This window comes from Azospira sp. MPR-E4, from assembly GCF_058809645.1.
The window spans coordinates 34,140-50,209 of record NZ_JBXAST010000021.1 but is presented as its reverse complement, the minus strand read 5'-3'; the positions used below and the strand labels follow the sequence as shown (position 1 = coordinate 50,209).

General features: G+C 66.7%; 14 protein-coding genes. 8 read left to right on the top strand and 6 right to left on the bottom strand.

Annotated features, from left to right (window positions below; all coding sequences use genetic code 11):
* Positions 1 to 382: 382 nt before the first annotated feature.
* Together AC1RTA_RS08565 and AC1RTA_RS08560 are read right to left on the bottom strand one after the other, a co-directional pair.
* Complete coding sequence (locus AC1RTA_RS08565) at positions 383 to 1,081, bottom strand: FRG domain-containing protein (RefSeq protein ID WP_492784496.1); 699 nt, start codon at positions 1,079 to 1,081, stop codon at positions 383 to 385.
* Positions 1,082 to 1,561: 480 nt separating this feature from the next.
* On the bottom strand, positions 1,562 to 2,272 hold the full coding sequence (locus AC1RTA_RS08560) for an N-acetylmuramoyl-L-alanine amidase family protein (RefSeq protein ID WP_492784495.1): 711 nt from the start codon (positions 2,270 to 2,272) through the stop codon (positions 1,562 to 1,564).
* Between the two features lie 49 nt (positions 2,273 to 2,321).
* Here AC1RTA_RS08560 and AC1RTA_RS08555 point away from each other — a divergent pair, with 49 nt between their 5' ends.
* From AC1RTA_RS08555 to AC1RTA_RS08545, 3 genes are all read left to right on the top strand, one after another.
* Positions 2,322 to 4,148, top strand: a complete 1,827-nt coding sequence (locus AC1RTA_RS08555) for a M61 family metallopeptidase (RefSeq protein ID WP_492784494.1) — start codon at positions 2,322 to 2,324, stop codon at positions 4,146 to 4,148.
* 20 nt (positions 4,149 to 4,168) lie between these two features.
* Positions 4,169 to 4,534 (top strand): cupin domain-containing protein, encoded by a 366-nt coding sequence (locus AC1RTA_RS08550; protein WP_492784493.1) that lies wholly within the window; start codon positions 4,169 to 4,171, stop codon positions 4,532 to 4,534.
* A 76-nt stretch (positions 4,535 to 4,610) separates the two neighbouring features.
* Positions 4,611 to 4,988 (top strand): hypothetical protein, encoded by a 378-nt coding sequence (locus tag AC1RTA_RS08545; RefSeq protein WP_492784492.1) that lies wholly within the window; start codon positions 4,611 to 4,613, stop codon positions 4,986 to 4,988.
* Positions 4,989 to 4,996: 8 nt separating this feature from the next.
* Here the strand turns inward: AC1RTA_RS08545 and AC1RTA_RS08540 are convergent, their stop codons facing one another.
* Positions 4,997 to 5,329 (bottom strand): DUF1840 domain-containing protein, encoded by a 333-nt coding sequence (locus AC1RTA_RS08540; RefSeq protein ID WP_014235905.1) that lies wholly within the window; start codon positions 5,327 to 5,329, stop codon positions 4,997 to 4,999.
* A gap of 163 nt (positions 5,330 to 5,492) precedes the next feature.
* On the opposite strand from AC1RTA_RS08540, the gene can reads away from it, so the two are divergent.
* Together can and scpC are read left to right on the top strand one after the other, a co-directional pair.
* On the top strand, positions 5,493 to 6,149 hold the full coding sequence (gene can / locus AC1RTA_RS08535; RefSeq protein WP_014235906.1) for a carbonate dehydratase: 657 nt from the start codon (positions 5,493 to 5,495) through the stop codon (positions 6,147 to 6,149).
* A gap of 174 nt (positions 6,150 to 6,323) precedes the next feature.
* Complete coding sequence (scpC, locus tag AC1RTA_RS08530; protein ID WP_014235907.1) at positions 6,324 to 7,883, top strand: succinyl-CoA:acetate CoA-transferase ScpC; 1,560 nt, start codon at positions 6,324 to 6,326, stop codon at positions 7,881 to 7,883.
* 70 nt (positions 7,884 to 7,953) lie between these two features.
* On the opposite strand, the gene AC1RTA_RS08525 is transcribed toward scpC, so the two are convergent.
* A complete protein-coding gene (locus AC1RTA_RS08525; RefSeq protein WP_492784491.1) occupies positions 7,954 to 8,469 on the bottom strand; it encodes a DUF2059 domain-containing protein in 516 nt (171 codons plus the stop codon).
* A gap of 231 nt (positions 8,470 to 8,700) precedes the next feature.
* Between AC1RTA_RS08525 and AC1RTA_RS08520 the strand changes: the two genes are divergently transcribed.
* The 3 genes from AC1RTA_RS08520 (at position 8,701) to AC1RTA_RS08510 (ending at position 12,681) form a co-directional block, all read left to right on the top strand.
* Positions 8,701 to 9,591 (top strand): ROK family protein, encoded by an 891-nt coding sequence (locus AC1RTA_RS08520; RefSeq protein WP_492784497.1) that lies wholly within the window; start codon positions 8,701 to 8,703, stop codon positions 9,589 to 9,591.
* An 18-nt stretch (positions 9,592 to 9,609) separates the two neighbouring features.
* On the top strand, positions 9,610 to 10,311 hold the full coding sequence (locus AC1RTA_RS08515) for an MOSC domain-containing protein (protein ID WP_492784490.1): 702 nt from the start codon (positions 9,610 to 9,612) through the stop codon (positions 10,309 to 10,311).
* Between the two features lie 117 nt (positions 10,312 to 10,428).
* Positions 10,429 to 12,681, top strand: a complete 2,253-nt coding sequence (locus AC1RTA_RS08510; RefSeq protein WP_492784489.1) for a bifunctional diguanylate cyclase/phosphodiesterase — start codon at positions 10,429 to 10,431, stop codon at positions 12,679 to 12,681.
* Between the two features lie 10 nt (positions 12,682 to 12,691).
* Here AC1RTA_RS08510 and AC1RTA_RS08505 read toward each other — a convergent pair whose 3' ends face one another.
* Complete coding sequence (locus tag AC1RTA_RS08505) at positions 12,692 to 13,804, bottom strand: SPM autocatalytic domain-containing protein (protein ID WP_492784488.1); 1,113 nt, start codon at positions 13,802 to 13,804, stop codon at positions 12,692 to 12,694.
* A 221-nt stretch (positions 13,805 to 14,025) separates the two neighbouring features.
* A complete protein-coding gene (locus AC1RTA_RS08500; RefSeq protein ID WP_492784487.1) occupies positions 14,026 to 16,050 on the bottom strand; it encodes a primosomal protein N' in 2,025 nt (674 codons plus the stop codon).
* Positions 16,051 to 16,070 lie beyond the last annotated feature (20 nt).

Here is a 16,070-nt window from a genome sequence, read left to right as displayed (position 1 = left end):
GATGTGGGGGCGGTGATGGGGGCCGTGCAGGCCGGTGTGCGGGAGAAGTTTGGCGTCGGGCTGACGCCGGAGCCGATTTTTCTCTGAGGTTGGTTTGGGGTCTTCGCCTCGGAAGGCGTCGCTTCGTCTCAGACGTGATGGGGTGTTTTACGGCTGGGTTCCGCGCCTGACGCGCGGGCGTCCTTTCTTTTGTCTCGCCAAAAGAAAGGAGCCAAAGAAAACGCGAGCCCGGTTTGGCGCCCCTTCGGGGTCCCCTGCGCTACTCGCTTCCGGCGGGGGCTGCGCAACTCGGGCCTAAAAGGCCCTCAAACAGTGCTCGCCCTTGTCCCGCCAGAAGCTGCGTTGCTCGGCGCCGCACAGGGCCTTTCGGTGCCACGACCACTTACATCTTAACGGGTTGATGCTTCCAGTTCAGGTGAGCGCATAGCCCTTCAAGATCAGGAAATAGAGTACGGCGACTAATTCCATGGCGTTCTAACGAACCAACGATATCTTGTCTCTTCTCAGCAGGAATGCGGACCTCAATCAAATTGTTCTTTGCATGCGAATTGTGTTCAATCCCCACAAATTTTTTCTGGGTCTTTGAGTATCGATGAAGCGTGAACCAACCATGCTGAGCAATGATTCTCGGGTTATTTAATCGGGGCTGGAAAACACGTGTCTGTGTAGTTTCAAAAGGGTCCTGTGAATAGACATTCTTTTCCTGAAATCCATCCGCCATCAACGCATAGACGTAAGCATCCCCCGGTTCCCTATCTGCGCAGGCAAACCACAGTGCAACCAACGGGTTACTTGTCCAATCAAGGAGGCGAGTTCTAAGACCAAAATGTTGGGCCAATACCAAAAGATTTAAGGAATTGTGTTCCACACCTGACAGATATGAGGCTCCCAATATCTGTAGTTGCTCCAACATCTGCTTTTCTTCTTTAGTGGTATCAATCTTGGGATCTAGCCTTGCAATACTTGGAACCAAGTTGCCCTTAATTGCTTGTCCTCGAAAAACAACTAACTCCGCCAGCAAATCAAAGAACTCTGTTGTGCTAACGAAGTCTCTCAGGCTCTCTACGACAAATTTTTGCACAGACCAGTCCCCCAATTTGGCGATATCAAACCTGGCCAAAGCTCAGTAGCCAACAACCTTAATATTGAATCAAGACCTCGGAGCATCCTATGACCCCATCACGAATAATGTCAAAGGAATGCGCACTAAATTTTGACGAGGGCGTCCCCCCTTCCACCCCCGCCGAGCAGCGCAAGGCGGGCGGGGGGCTTTCGGCGAGGACTGTTTGAGGGCCTTTAGGCCCGAGTTCCGCAGCCGCCCCGCTCGACTGAGCAGCGCAGGGGAGCCCGGAGGGCCGGGGGTGAGGGTTCCCCTTCTTTTGGTTCCTTTTCTTGGGGAAGCAAGAAAAGGAACACGCGCGCCAGGCGCGGAACACAGCCGTCAATCAACAAACCACGCCTGAAGAATCCCCAAACCCCATCGGCCAAAAAGACAATATCCACGCCACTCTCGGCCACCCCCATGCCGAAGACGCCCGTCCCCATTGCCTCTCCCGAAGCCTCACTTCCCCACAGCCAAGCAGGCCGCCAACCCCTCCGCCAATCCGTCTGCCATAACCTTCTGCCGCGAACGATCCCGCAACAACAACTCCTCATCCCGATGCTTCAACACCCCCGCCTCGAACAGCACCGACGGCATCGCCCCGTGGGAGATGACGAACAGCGTGTCGTAGAAGCGCACCCCGTTCTCCTCGTCCGCCCAGGGCCGGGGCGTGCCGGCGGCGGTGGTGCCGTGGTGGGTGGCGGGGATGAAGCCCCGGGCCCGCAGCGCCCGCCCCATGGCGGAAGCGCAGGCCAGGCTTTCTTCCAGCCGGGGATTGCGGTGGGAGATGAAGAGGGCGAAGCCCCGGTCCTCGTCGGCGAAGTCCAGGTCTTCGCCCATCCAGTTCCAGGCGGTGAGCTTGAAGGAGGCCACCGAGTCGTGATGGATGGAAAGCAGGAAGTCGCTGCCGGCGGCGGCATCCACCCGGGCCTGCAGGCTTTCGATTTCGCCGTCGAAATTCACCGGACGCACCGTGAGGCCCCGGGCTTCCAGCACCGGCTGCAGCACCCGGGCCAGGTTGAGGTTGAAGTCGAATTCGGTGGCGCCCCGGGCGCTGATGGCGCCGGAGTCCCACAGGCCGTGGCCCACGTCCACCGCCACGGTGCCGGCGGCCCGGGCCGGGAGGGGGGCGAGGGCGGTCAGCAGCAGGCAGGCTAGAATGGCGGCCATGCTCCAGCGGCGGCCCCGCCGCCCTTCACTCTGACTCCGCGTGATTCCCATGGCCAAGAAAACTCCTTCCGTCGCTCTGCCGTCTGTCGATTACCGCCTGGTGCCGCTCAGGCCCGAGGCCCATCTGTTCCAGGTGACGTGCACCGTAACCGACCCGGACCCGGCGGGGCAACGCTTTGCCCTGCCCACCTGGATTCCAGGCAGCTACATGATCCGCGAATTCGCCAAGAATATCGTGCGCATCGAGGCCAGTGCCGGCGGCAAGGCGGTGGGCCTGACCCAGATCGACAAGGCCACCTGGCAGGCGGAGAAGGTGCCCGCCGGCACCGCCTTGAGCGTGACCATGGAGGTCTACGCCTGGGACCTCTCGGTGCGGGGCGCCCATCTGGATGCCAGCCACGGCTTCTTTAACGGCACCAGCGTCTTTCTCTGCGCCCTGGGCCAGGAAGACCGGCCTTGCCGGGTGGAACTGGTGAAGCCCCAGGGCAAGGCCTACGCCGCCTGGCGGGTGGCCACCAGCCTGCCCGTGGCCAAAGGGGAGAAGGGCGCCGCCGACCTCTACGGCTTCGGCCGCTACCGGGCCGCCGACTACGACGAACTGATCGACCATCCGGTGGAGATGGGTACTTTCGCCCTCGTCGAATTCAAGGCCCGGGGCGTGCCCCATGCCATCGCCGTCACCGGCCGCACGGACGTGGACCTGAAGCGTCTGGCCGCCGACCTCAAGCCCATCTGCGAGTGGCAGATCGATCTCTTTGGCGGCAAGGCCCCCATGGACCGCTACGTCTTCCTGGTGATGGCCGTGGGCGACGGCTACGGCGGCCTGGAGCATCGCGCCTCCACGGCCCTGCTCTGTTCCCGGGACGACCTGCCCAACAGCAATACACCCGCCAGCGGCCCCCTGCCCGAGGCCTACGTCACCTTCCTCGGCCTGTGCAGCCACGAGTATTTCCACACCTGGAACGTGAAGCGCATCAAGCCCGCCGCCTTCGTCCCCTACGACCTCACCCAGGAGGCCTACACCCGCCTGCTGTGGGCCTTCGAGGGTTTCACTTCCTATTACGACGACCTCTGCCTGGTGAAGAGCGGCGCCATCGACAGCGCCACCTATCTCAACCTGCTGGCCAAGACTGCCAGCGCCGTGAAGAAGGGCCCGGGGCGCCACCTGCAGAGCGTGGCCGAATCCTCCTTCACCGCCTGGACCAAGTATTACCGGCAGGACGAAAACGCTCCCAACGCCGTGGTCAGCTACTATGCCAAGGGCTCCCTCATCGCTCTGGCCCTGGACTTGAAGCTGCGGGCCGAGAGCGGCGGCAAGGCGAACCTGGATCAGGTGATGCAGCTGCTGTGGCAGCGCCATGGCCGTACTGGCATGGGCGTGGCGGAGGAGGGGCCTAACAGCGTCTTCGCCGCCGTGGCCGAGGTGGGCGGAGCGGCTGCCGCCCGCTGGCTGAAGCAGGCGGTGACGGGCACCGGCGATCTGCCCCTGGAGCGGCTGTTGAAGCCCTTCGGCGTCACCCTGGCCTGGGAAGCGGCTTCCAGCTTGCCTGTCCTCGGGGCCAAGACCGGCGGCGAGGGTAGCGAGGTGAAGCTGACCAGCGTGTACAACGGCGGCCCGGCGGAAGCGGCGGGTCTCTCGGCCGGCGACGTGCTGATCGCCTGGGACGGCCTCAAGCTCACCCCCGCCGCCCTGGACAAGCGCCTCAAGCGCCACCGGGCGGGGGATCAGGTACAGCTGCACGCCTTCCGCCGCGACGAACTGATCGAAGCCAACCTGACCCTGGCCGCCCCGGCGGCCGACACCGCCAAGCTCAGCCTCACTGCCAAGGCCGACCGGACCGCCCAGGCCCTGCGCCAGGGCTGGATCGGCGCCTGAGCATCGTGGAGAAGCCCGCCATGACAGCCCCCCGCGCCATCCACTTCGCCGACCCGCTGCCGGCGCCCACCTTGGACCAGCCGGCCCCGGAACGCTGTATCGGCGCGCCGCCCCGGCGCACCACCTGGGAGCTGTATGAGCAGCAGGGCATTTCCATGGGTGTGTGGGCCTGCGAGCCGGGGGCCTGGAAGATCGCCTTCCACGCCCATCGCCACGAGTTCTTCCAGGTGCTGGAAGGACGGCTGCAACTCATTGCCGACAGCGGCGAGGTACGGGAATACGGGCCCGGCGAGGCGGCCATCATTCCCGCCGGCTTCAGCGGGGTGTTCAAGGTGATCGAGGCGGTGAAAAAACGCTACGTGATGGTGGACCAGCCCGCCGGCTGAGGCGGGGTAAATACCCATGGCGGCTGAGGCCGTCCCCTCTTATGATGGAGCCAATGGCAAACGGGGAGGGCGGAATTTGTCCGTACTCAAGGCACTGTGGGGCGACCTGATCCTGGGCGTGCGCTGGCTCTTCAGCAAGCACGCCTGGAAACTGCTGCTGGCCGTGCTGGTGCCGGCCGGTCTGGTCATGTTCATCGGCTACCTGTCCCTGGCCAAGCCCCAGTTCTACCCCGGCTACCTGTGCCGCCTCTCGGAAAACGGCGCCATCGTCACCCTTTTCTACCTCTCCGCCGGCCTGGCCCTGAGCGGCATGGTGCTCATCGGCGAGGTGGTGAACCTGGTGGAAGCACAACGCCAGCAGCGCTCCCCGGACAATCAGCGGCGCATCGCCGTGGCCGGCATCCTGGCCCTGGCCTTCGCCGCGGCCATCGTCTTCGTCATGCGCAGCTGCTGAAGGCGCCTTCAGTCTTCGTAGAAATCCTTGGCCGCCGTCCAGGTCACCGGCTTACCCGCCAGATGGGCCCGGTCGAACATGCGGATGAAGGGCTGCACCCGCTGGGAGAGGGCCACCAGTTCGTGGGCCTCGACGCCGACGCCGCTGTCCGGCGCCGCCTCGGCGCTTTCCCCTTCCTTGTGGCAGAGGGCCGCCAGGCGGGCCAGGGCCTCGGTCATGTCTTCGGGCACGATGACGCCCCGGGCGGTGGGCTCCTTGCCGAGAATTTTCAGCAGAACCCGGGCCACGTCGGCGAAAGTGATGATGTCGGCGGTGGCGACGGACTGGAACTTGACGATCATGGTGTGCTCTCCTGTGGCGGCAGGGCCCGCCGGGCCTGGGCTTGGCGCCCTGGTGCAGGCCTCGATTCTACCCCTCTCCCGGCCCTTCGCCCCCGACCTTCGACCTACCCGGCGCCATGGGGTAAAATGCCGTTATTCATAATTATGTAATGGAAGGCCATGCATGGCATCCAGTCTTGACCACCTTTTCGAACAGAACCGGATATGGTCGGAACGCATTCGTTCCGAAGATCCGGAATTCTTCGACCGCCTCGCCACATTACAGAATCCCGAATACCTGTGGATCGGCTGTTCCGATTCCCGGGTCCCGGCCAACCAGATCACCGGCCTGCAACCGGGGGAAGTGTTCGTCCATCGCAACATCGGCAACGTGGTGGTGCATAGCGACCTGAACTGCCTCTCGGTGCTGCAGTACGCCGTCGATGTGCTGCACGTGAAGCACATCCTGGTGGTGGGCCACTACGGCTGTGGCGGCGTCAAGGCGGTGCTCGACAACCTGCGCGTCGGCCTGGTGGACAACTGGCTGCGCCACATCCAGGACGTGCGCCAGAAGCACCTGGCCATGCTCAATGCCATCGCCGACCCGGCTGTCCGCCTGGACCGCCTGTGCGAACTCAACGTCATCGAGCAGGTGCTCAACGTCTGCCATGCCACCGTGGTCCGCGATGCCTGGGACCGGGGCCAGGACCTGACGGTGCACGGCTGGGTCTACGGCCTGGCCGACGGCCTGGCCAACGACATGAACATTTCGGTGAATTCTCACCAGGACACCCACGCGGCCTACGAGGCTGCGATCGCCCAGATCGGCTCGCCGGCCTGATCTGACTTGCGGAGAGGCCGCCCGCAACACGGGCGGTTTTTTCACGTTAACGGACGCCCATCCGCGTCCCGCCGGCGTGCATCACCTTTGAGACCAGCCAGCCGCTGGACCCGGGCCACCCAAGAAAGTCCGGGCCGTTGCTGACACCCACAATCAACAGCAGGAGTTTCACCCATGTCCGGAACCCGGATTCTTAACGCTGCCATGCGCAGCAAGATCATGTCGGCCGAACAGGCCGCCGCCCTCATTCAGTCCGGCATGAACGTCGGCATGAGCGGCTTCACCGGCGCAGGCTACCCCAAGGTCGTGCCCGCCGCCCTCGCCAAGCACATCATGGACTCCAATCTGAACGGCAAGAAGTTCAAGATCGGCGTCTGGACCGGCGCTTCCACCGCCCCCGAACTGGACGGCGCCCTGGCCATGGTGGACGGCGTCGAGATGCGTCTGCCCTACCAGTCCGACCCCACCTGCCGCAAGCGCATCAACGCCGGCGAAATGGAATACATCGACATCCACCTGTCCCACGTTTCCCAGTTCGTCTGGGGCGGCTTCCTCGGCAAGCTGGATGTGGCCGTGGTGGAAGTGGCCGGCATCACCGAGGACGGCAAGCTGATTCCGTCCTCCTCCGTCGGCAACAACAAGACCTGGCTGGACCAGGCCGACAAGATCATCCTGGAAGTGAACTCCTGGCAGAGCCTGGACCTGGAAGGGATGCACGACATCTATTACGGCACCGCCCTGCCGCCCCACCGCAAGCCCATCCCCATCATCCGCACCGAAGACCGCATCGGCCAGCCTTACTTCAACGTCGATCCCAGCAAGATCATCGCCATCGTTGAAACCAACAAGCCGGACCGCAACTCCGCCTTCACCCCGCCGGACGCCAACTCCAAGCTGATCGCCGGCCACATCCTGGACTTCCTCCAGCATGAGGTGAAGATGGGCCGCCTGCCGACCAATCTGCTGCCCCTGCAGTCCGGCGTCGGCAACGTGGCCAATGCCGTGATGGCCGGTCTCAAGGACGGCCCCTTCGAGAACCTCACCGCCTACACCGAAGTGCTGCAGGACGGTATGCTGGAACTGCTGAAGTGCGGCAAGATGACCTGTGCTTCCGCCACCTCCTTCTCCCTCTCCCCCGAGGCCCTGGCCGATCTCACCGCCAACCTGAAGGACTTCAAGAACAAGATCATCCTGCGGCCCCAGGAGATCTCCAACCATCCGGAAGTGATCCGCCGCCTGGGCGTCATCGCCATGAACGGGCTCATCGAAGCCGACATCTACGGCAACGTGAACTCCACCCACATCATGGGCACTTCCATCATGAACGGCATCGGCGGCTCCGGCGACTTCGCCCGCAACGCCTTCATCTCCATGTTCATGACCCCCTCCAGCGCCAAGGGCGGCACCATCTCCTGCATCGTGCCCATGGTTTCCCACGTGGACCACACCGAGCACGACGTGCAGGTGATCGTCACCGAACAGGGCCTGGCCGACCTGCGTGGCCTCTCCCCCAAGGCCCGGGCCAAGGTGGTCATCGAGAAGTGTGCCCACCCCAACTTCAAGCCGGCCCTGCAGGAGTACTACGAGCGTTCCCTGCGCTACTCCCCCGGCCGCCACACCCCGCACCTGCTGGACGAAGCCTTCACCTTCATGCCCAACTGGATGGCCAACAAGGCCGCCCGGGAAGCCTGGCGCGACGACTCCCTGGTGCAGGCCGACGCCTGGAAGAAGTAAGCCGGGCGGTTCTTTCCGCCCAAACGAAAACCGGCCCCGAGGGGCCGGTTTTTTTTCGAGGAAAATCCTTTCAGGGCTTGCCGCTGGCGGCCTGCATCTCGGCCACGAAATCCCGTTGGATTGCCTTCAGCTGGGCGCCCATTTCCGCCATGGAGCGCTGGGACTCCTGGGATATCTGACGCAGCACCAGGGGCATCTTCTCGATGGTGGCGCGGCCCGCCGGCGTTTCGTAGAAGGCGAGCATGCCGGCCACTTCGTCCTCGGTGAAGGTCTGGGTATAAAGGCGCATGTACATCGGCTCCTGGCGCTCCCAGGACAACTGCTCCTGGATCAGGGCCACCATGCGCGCCGTCATCCGGGTGATGGCCGCCTCCTGGGCCGGGGTCGGCGACTTGCCCCGCAGGCTCTGCTGCGCCAGGCCCTGCATCATGCCCTGGGCCTGCTGCTGCACTTGCTGCAACAGGGCGCGGGCCTGGGTCACCTCCAGCAGGCGCCGGACCGAGGCTTCGCTGGCCGGCTCGGCCAGGGCTGCAGAGCCCCCGAGCAGAAGGACAAGGAGCAGCAGGTTGCGGATTGATGAGCGCATGGGGATTCCAAAAAAGGGATGGAGTAAAAGACAAGGCTACGAGCCCGGGGATTATGCCGTCCGACTTGGCAAACGCCAATGCGGGCTGCCCCGCGTCCCGGCCGGCTTTTCCCGCTCCCGCCCCTGTGCCAGAATGGCCCGCCTGCCATTTGCCGACGCTGCAATGCCCATCCCCGCCACCATCCGCACCATAGCGACCACCCCGCCTCTGCGGCTGCCGAGGGCGTGACCGTGCGTCTCGGCATCGACCTGGGCGGCACCAAGATCGAGATCATTGCCCTGGGCGACGACGGCCGGGAGCTGCTGCGCCGCCGGGTGCCGACGCCCCGGGGCGACTACGGCGCCACCCTGCAGGCGGTGGCAGGCCTGGTGCGGGAGGCTGAAGCGGCGCTGCAGATGACGGGCAGCGTCGGCGTCGGCATGCCCGGCAGCGAATCGATCCTCACCGGCCACATCCGCAACGCCAATTCCACCTGCCTCATCGGCCAGCCCCTGGGTCGGGACCTGGAGGCCCTGCTGCAGCGGCCGGTGCGCCTGGCCAACGACGCCAACTGCTTCGCCCTGTCCGAAGCCATGGACGGGGCCGGGCGGGGCGCCCGCTGCGTCTTCGGCGTCATCCTCGGCACCGGGGTCGGCGGCGGCCTGGTCATCGACGGCCAAGTGCTGCGGGGTGCCAACGGCATCGCCGGCGAGTGGGGCCACATCCCCCTGCCCGGCGCCGGAGCCGACGACCTGCCCCTGCCGCCCTGCTACTGCGGCCGCCACGGCTGCGTCGAAACCTATCTCTCGGGCCCGGCCCTGGCGGCCGACCATCAACGCCACGGCGGCGAAGCCATGGAGACGGCCGCCATCGCCGCCGCCGCGGCCGCCGGCGACGCCCGCTGCGAGGCCACCCTGCAGCGCTATGAAGCCCGTCTGGCGCGGGCCCTGGCCACGGTGATGAATATCGTGGACCCGGACGTGATCGTCCTCGGCGGCGGTCTGTCCAACCTGCAACGGCTCTATGCCAACGTGCCCCGCCTGTGGGCACCCCACGTCTTTTCCGACCACATCGCCACCCGCCTGCTGCCGCCCGTGCACGGCGACTCCTCCGGAGTGCGGGGCGCCGCCTGGCTGTGGTGATTGCCTGAAAGTGAAAGCATGGCCCTGATCGTCTCCCGCCTCGCCGTCGGTCCCGTTTCCGCCCTGCCGGAAGGCCGCCCCACGGCTATCTACAAGAATGCCGTGGACGGCCCGCTGGCCATCGGCCCCCTCGGTCTGGAGGGCGACGCCCAGGCCGACCGGCGCGTCCATGGCGGGCCGGAGAAGGCCGTCCATCTTTACCCCAGCGACCACTACGGCAAGCTGGCGGCGGCCTTTCCCGAGGCGGCAAGCACCCTGGTACCCGGCAGCCTGGGGGAAAACCTGGCGGTGGCCGGCACCGACGAGGCCCAGGTCTGCGTCGGCGACATCTACGTCTTCGGCAGCGCCCGCCTGCAGGTTTCCCAGCCCCGCTCCCCCTGCTGGAAAATCGACTCCCGCCACGGCGCCGACGGCATCGCCGCCCACATCGCCGAGCACGGCCTCACCGGCTGGTATTTCCGCGTCCTCACCCCGGGCTCGGCCCGGGTGGGCGATGCCCTGCAACTGGAAGCGCGCAACCCGGACCCGGTGTCCCTGGCCGAACTGTGGCAGGGCTGGCAGATCCACCGGCCGCCCCTGGAACTGTTGGAGCACCTGGCCGCCACCCCGGGCCTGACCCCGGACTGGAGCCGGCGCCTGCGGCAGCGGGCCGACTGGCTGCGGGCCAATCCCCAGGCGGCTGCCGCGGCCGCCACCACCTGGCATCCGCGCCGCGACTGAATGCCCATTGTTTGACGTACGTTAAACCTTGCCGGCATCGGCATACTAGGATGGGATTAAAGTCATATAGGCGGAATGCACCGCCAGGAGCGGCTCCCATGGCCACAGGACGTGCCGATGAAGACTGACGCGCCCATCAGACCCCAGGTCTCCCTGCGCCCCATCCGGCGTGGTGTCGAGGCCTTGCCCCTGTTGCTGGCCCTGCTCCTCAGCGCCCTGCTGTGGGCTGCGGTGGATATCATCCTCGCCCACGAGAAGGAACGGGAGCTGGAACACGGCTACCGCCAGCTGGACTATCTGCGCCGCACCTTCCAGGAACACAGCCACAACACCCTGACCACGGCGGACCAGATTCTCCGCCTGCTCAAGGCCGAGTTCGAGGAGCGGCCGGGTACCCGGGAGTTCAGCGAATTCCGCCGGGCCCTGGAGCACAGTTCCATCTTCGTCCAGCTGGGGGTGATCGGGGCCGACGGCGAACTGCAGTGGAGCAACGTCCCCTTCAAGCAGGTCAACCTGAAGGACCGGGAGCACTTCCAGGTCCATGTGGACCGGGACAGCGGCCAGGTCTTCATCAGCAAGCCGGTGCTGGGCCGGGCCTCGGGCAAGTGGTCGATCCAGCTCTCGCGCCGCCTCAACCACCAGGACGGCAGCTTCGCCGGCGTCGCCGTGGCCTCGGTGGACCCCCAGTACCTGGCCCGCTTCTATCAGGAAGTGGGGCTGCAGGCCGGCACCGTGCTGGGCCTCATTGGCTACGACCGGGTGCTGCGGGTGCGCGTCACCGACAAGGAAACCGCCATCGGCCAGACCCTGAGCGACGGCGCCCCCCTGCTGCGGGCCCTGCACCAGGGCAGCGACGGGCGCTTCCGCGCCCCCAGTTCCTTCGACGGCACCATGCGCCTCTACAGCTACGGCCAGATGCCGGGCCTGGCCCTATCCGTGGTGGCGGGTTTCGACGAGGCCCAGGTCCTGGCGCCCTACCAGGAGCGGGCCCGCAGTTATCGTCGCATCACCGCCGCCAGCACCGCCGCGCTGCTGCTCACCGGGCTGCTCCTGTGGTGGCTGCTGGCCCGCCTGCGCCAGGCGCGGCAGGAAGTGGAGGCGGCCCACGCGGTCTTCTCCGCCTCCCCCGATCCCATGGTGATGCTGCAGCGGGACCCCGGCGGCCACTTCCACTATCGCTATTTCAATCCCGCCGCCCTGACCCTGGCCGGCCGCCGCGCCGAGGAAATGCAGCACCATCCCCTGGACCAGGTGCTGACGCCGGAAGATGCCCTGCGCCGCCAGCTGATGCTGGAGCAGACGGTGCGCAGCGGCCAGGTGCAGGAGGCCGAACAGACCACCACCTACCCCAGCGGCGAGCGCACCGTGCGCTGGACCGCGGTGCCGGTACACGATGGCAGCGACCACATCAGCCACGTCGCCCTGATCGGCCACGACCTCACCCAGCTGCGGGAAGAGCAGCGCCAGCTGTGGCTCTCCGACGCCATCGTGGCCCAGACCCACGAGGCGGTCATGGTCACCGATGCCAGCGAGCGCATCTTCCGCGTCAATCCGGCCTTCTGCCTGATGACCGGCTACGCGCCGGAGGAGGTGGAAGACCATTCCCCCGGCCTGCTGGCCTCCGGCGTGCACGACGCCGAGTTCTACCACCACATGCACCAGGCCCTGCAGAGTCGTGGTTTCTGGCAGGGGGAGGTGTGGCAGCGGCACAAGGACGGCCATCTCTTCGCCTGCCTGCTGGATATCTCGACCCTGCGCGACGGCGAAGGCCGCCTCACCCACTACGTGCACGTCTTTTCCGACATCACCGAACAGAAGCATCTGGCCGAGCAGATGGAGCACCTGGCCCATTTCGACGGCCTAACCCAGCTGCCCAACCGCAACCTGTTCCAGGACCGGGTCTGCCAGGCCCTGGCCCGGGCCGAACGCAACGGCACCGGCCTGGCCCTGATGTTCATGGACCTGGACGGTTTCAAGGCGGTGAACGACAGCGCCGGCCACAACACCGGCGACCGCCTGCTGGTGGAGGTGGCGCGGCGCATCACCAGCGTGCTGCGCAAGGTGGACAGCGTCTCCCGCCAGGGCGGCGACGAATTCACCGTGCTCCTGGAGAACCTCAACAACGGCCAGGGCATTGCAGAAACGGAAGAGGCAGCGCGACGCATCATCGCCGCCATCAACGAGCCGGTGCTGCTGGACAGCCGCAGCTTCCGCGTCGGCGCCAGCATCGGCATCGCCTTCTACCCGGCGGACGGCGACAACGTGGAACTGCTCATGGCCCGGGCCGATGCGGCCATGTACCAGGCCAAGGCCCGGGGCAAGAACCGGCATCTGTGCTGGACGCCGGAACTGGCCCCGGGAGAGGCCTGAGGCCAGCCCTTCAGGTGGTGGCCAGATCCACCTGCTGCAGGGAACCGGCCTCGCCGTTCTCGGCCAGCCAGACGCCGGTCTGGCGCACCTGGCCCTGCTGCTGGTTGTCCCCGTCCTTGAGGCTGAACTCGCTCTGCACCGAGCCCAGCCAGAGGGCGCCCACACCCGCCTCCTGCAAGGTCTGCAGGCCGGCGCTCTTGCCCTCCTGACCCGCCTTTCCGGCTGCCGCCGTGTCGGCGCCGGGCTGCCACAGCCGCAGTTGGGAATAGATGGCGTCGGCCTCGTCGATCCAGTTGTTGCCGTCCGTGTCGTAGGCCTTGAGATCGGCGAAGCCGTTGCCGGAAAGGGCGCCGAACAGCTCCCGGCCGTCGTTGATGGCGCCGTCGCCGTTGCGGTCCAGGGCCAGGAAGGCGGAGCCCCGGCCGAGGCCGGCCACCGACTCCTTGTCGCCGTCCGCATCCAGGTCGAAGTCGAAGCGAGTGTCGGCCAGCTCGGCCGCCTTGCCGGGGAAGTTGAGCACCAGGGGATCTTTCAGTTCCCAGGTACCGCTTTCCTTCTGTTGGTAGTCGGCCTCGTACTGGCGTTGCATGGCCACTTCCAGGTCGAAGTCGATGCAGCGGCCGTCGGCGGTGCGCACGCTGCCACTGGCGCAGACCGTGGTGGATTCGCTTTCCCGCACCTTGAGGTTGGTCTCCGATTCCCAGGTCATCACCCACACCCGGGGCATACGGGGCTGGGCTTCAAAATCCCCCGCCGCCGGCGTTCTGGCTGACGCCCCTTTGCCCTGGCCCAGGTCGGGCAGGCCGGCGCTGTCCTCGTCCTTGTCGCAGCAGCAGTCCTTGTCGCCGGCGGTGAGCATGGCGAACAGCCGGGTGATCATCTCCTGCAGCAGCTGGTCAACCCTGCGCCGGCGGCTTTCGTCGCCGCTGGCGATGGCGCCGCTGCTCCAGCTTTCCGGCACCAGGGCGATGGCCGAGGCCCTCGGCTCCACCTCCTGAGCGACGATCTTGCGGTCGTTGGCGTAGCTTTTCATCATGTTCTTGAACTCCTCGTCACGCTCGACCCGAAAGACATAGCTGCTCTCCCGGGTTTCGCTGGCCGTGCGCTGACAGCTGATATCCATCTGGCAATCCTGGATTCTCATGATTTCTCTCCACAAAAAACCGACCCGGAATGGGCTCGGGCCAGAGCCTTTGCAAGAGTCTTGCCAAATGTAAAAAAGCTTGTGTTTCAGCGGGTTGAAGCGGAGCGGGGGTATTCCATCGGGCTTGCCGGCGGCAATGATGGACGGTCTTGGCGGCAGGATGTGGCTGGGTGTGGCCGGCAACGGCCGCCGCCCCGGCTTCAGAATTCCAGGGGGTCCACTTCCAGATGCCAGCGCAGGCGGGAGGGCGCCTTGATGCCTTCGAGCAGGGGCCGCCATTCGGCCAGGAAGGCCTGCAGGGCGGGGCGGGAGGTGGATTCGGCGAGCAGCTGGGCCCGCTCCAGGTTGGCCCGGCGGGCCATGCGCATGGGCACCGGGTCGTACAGCAGCACCGGGCCGTTGCCGTTGAGGTCGGCCCCCAGGGCCCGGGCCTGGGCCAGGTACTCCAGGGCCGGCCCCATCTCCGGCGCCTCGGCCCGCAGCATGACCTGGTAGGAGTAGGGCGGAAAGCCGGCGCTGCGCCGTTCTTCCAGCTGGCTGGCGGCAAAGGCGGCGAAGTCGTGCTGCTGCAGGGCGCCGTAGAGGGGATGTTCCGGGTGTTCGGTCTGGATCAGCACCTCGCCGGGCAGTTCGGCCCGGCCGGCGCGACCGCCCACCTGCATCAGCTGGGCGAAGAGGCGCTCCGGGGCGCGCCAGTCGGCGGCGAAGAGGGCCGCATCGGCGCCGGTGACGCCCACCAGGGTGAGGCGGGGAAAGTCGTGGCCCTTGGCCAGCATCTGGGTGCCCACCAGGATGTCGGCCTCGCCGGCGTGGATCTTTTCCGCCAGGGCTTCCCACTGCTTGCGGCTCTTCGCCGAATCCCGGTCCACCCGCAGGATGCGGGCCTCGGGAAAGCGTTCCTGCAGGGTCGTCTCCAGGCGCTGGGTGCCGCGGCCGAAGGGATGGATGTCCTGGTTGCCGCAGCTGGGGCAGGCCCGGGGAATGCCGTTCTCGAAGCCGCAGTGGTGGCAGCGCAGGCGCCGGTCGGCCAGGTGCAGCACCAGGTTGGCGGCGCAGCGGCGGCAGCGGGAAATCCAGCCGCAGGAGGGGCAGGCCAGCACCGGCGCGTAGCCGCGCCGGTTGAGGAACACCAGGCTCTGCTCGCCCCGTTCCAGGCGCACCTGCAGGGCCGCCAGGAGGGCCGCGGAGAGGCCGTCCTGGAGCTTCTCCCGGCGGGTGTCCAGCAGCCGCACCGGCGGCAGGGAGGCGGCGGCGTTGGCCCGGTCCGCCAGGGTAAGCAGGGTGTAGCGCCGGGGAATACCCTCGCCGGTGGCGTTGGCCCAGGTTTCCAGGGACGGCGTCGCCGAGCCCAGGACGATGGGCACGCCCCGCTGCCAGGCGCGGAACACGGCCACGTCCCGGGCCGAGTAGCGCATGCCGTCCTGCTGCTTGAAGGAGGGATCGTGTTCCTCGTCCACCACGATCAGGCCCAGGTCGGGCAGGGGCGTGAAAATGGAAAGGCGGGTGCCGAGGACAATGCGGGCCTCGCCCTTGAAGGCCGCCTTCCAGTGCCGGGTGCGGGCGGCCTCGGTGAGTTCGCTGTGCAGGCTGACCAGGCCGACGCCGGGGAAGCGGCGCCGCACCCGCTCCTCCAGCTGGGGCGTCAGGTTGATTTCCGGCACCAGCAGCAGGGCCTGATGGCCGCCGGCCAGGGCCGCCTCCACCAGGCGCAGGTACACCTCGGTCTTGCCCGAGCCGGTGATGCCGTAGAGCAGGAAGGGGGCGAAACGGGGCGCCGTGCCCACCCCCGCCGCCAGTACGGCGGCGACGGCCTCGGCCTGGCCCGGGGTCAGCTCGGGCGCCACCTGGGGCGCCTCCGCCTTGACCTTGGCCTTCACCGCCCGGGCCTTGGGCGGATCGGTACGGCGCAGGCCCACCGGCAGGGCCGCCAGCATGACCTCGCCGATGGGGGCCTGGTAATAGCTGCTGCAGAATTCGGTGAGGCGGAACCAGTCCGGCGGCAGGGGCGGCACGTCATCCCGCAGGATTTCCGCCGCCTTCAGCTTGTCCAGGGGCAGGTCCCCTTCCTCGTCGGCGCCGAGCACGGCGGTGATGACGCCGATGCGCGTGCCCCGGCCGAAGGGCGCCCGCACCCGCCGGCCCACGTCGTCGGGCTGGGCGTCGGGGGCCAGGTAGTCGAACTGGCGGTGCAGGGGAACGTCGAGGGCGACGCGGATGACAGGCATGGGGATGGGCAAAGGGGCCG

What these genes read in the sequence shown, in the direction of transcription:
- AC1RTA_RS08560 (WP_492784495.1), bottom strand. Translation starts at nt 2,272, where the DNA reads ATGGCCGCCATTCTAGCCTGCCTGCTGCTGACCGCCCTCGCCCCCCTC.
- AC1RTA_RS08555 (WP_492784494.1), top strand. Translation starts at nt 2,322, where the DNA reads ATGGCCAAGAAAACTCCTTCCGTCGCTCTGCCGTCTGTCGATTACCGC.
- AC1RTA_RS08550 (WP_492784493.1), top strand. Translation starts at nt 4,169, where the DNA reads ATGACAGCCCCCCGCGCCATCCACTTCGCCGACCCGCTGCCGGCGCCC.
- AC1RTA_RS08540 (WP_014235905.1), bottom strand. Translation starts at nt 5,329, where the DNA reads ATGATCGTCAAGTTCCAGTCCGTCGCCACCGCCGACATCATCACTTTC.
- can (WP_014235906.1), top strand. Translation starts at nt 5,493, where the DNA reads ATGGCATCCAGTCTTGACCACCTTTTCGAACAGAACCGGATATGGTCG.
- scpC (WP_014235907.1), top strand. Translation starts at nt 6,324, where the DNA reads ATGTCCGGAACCCGGATTCTTAACGCTGCCATGCGCAGCAAGATCATG.
- AC1RTA_RS08525 (WP_492784491.1), bottom strand. Translation starts at nt 8,469, where the DNA reads ATGCGCTCATCAATCCGCAACCTGCTGCTCCTTGTCCTTCTGCTCGGG.
- AC1RTA_RS08515 (WP_492784490.1), top strand. Translation starts at nt 9,610, where the DNA reads ATGGCCCTGATCGTCTCCCGCCTCGCCGTCGGTCCCGTTTCCGCCCTG.
- AC1RTA_RS08510 (WP_492784489.1), top strand. Translation starts at nt 10,429, where the DNA reads ATGAAGACTGACGCGCCCATCAGACCCCAGGTCTCCCTGCGCCCCATC.
- AC1RTA_RS08505 (WP_492784488.1), bottom strand. Translation starts at nt 13,804, where the DNA reads ATGGATATCAGCTGTCAGCGCACGGCCAGCGAAACCCGGGAGAGCAGC.
- AC1RTA_RS08500 (WP_492784487.1), bottom strand. Translation starts at nt 16,050, where the DNA reads ATGCCTGTCATCCGCGTCGCCCTCGACGTTCCCCTGCACCGCCAGTTC.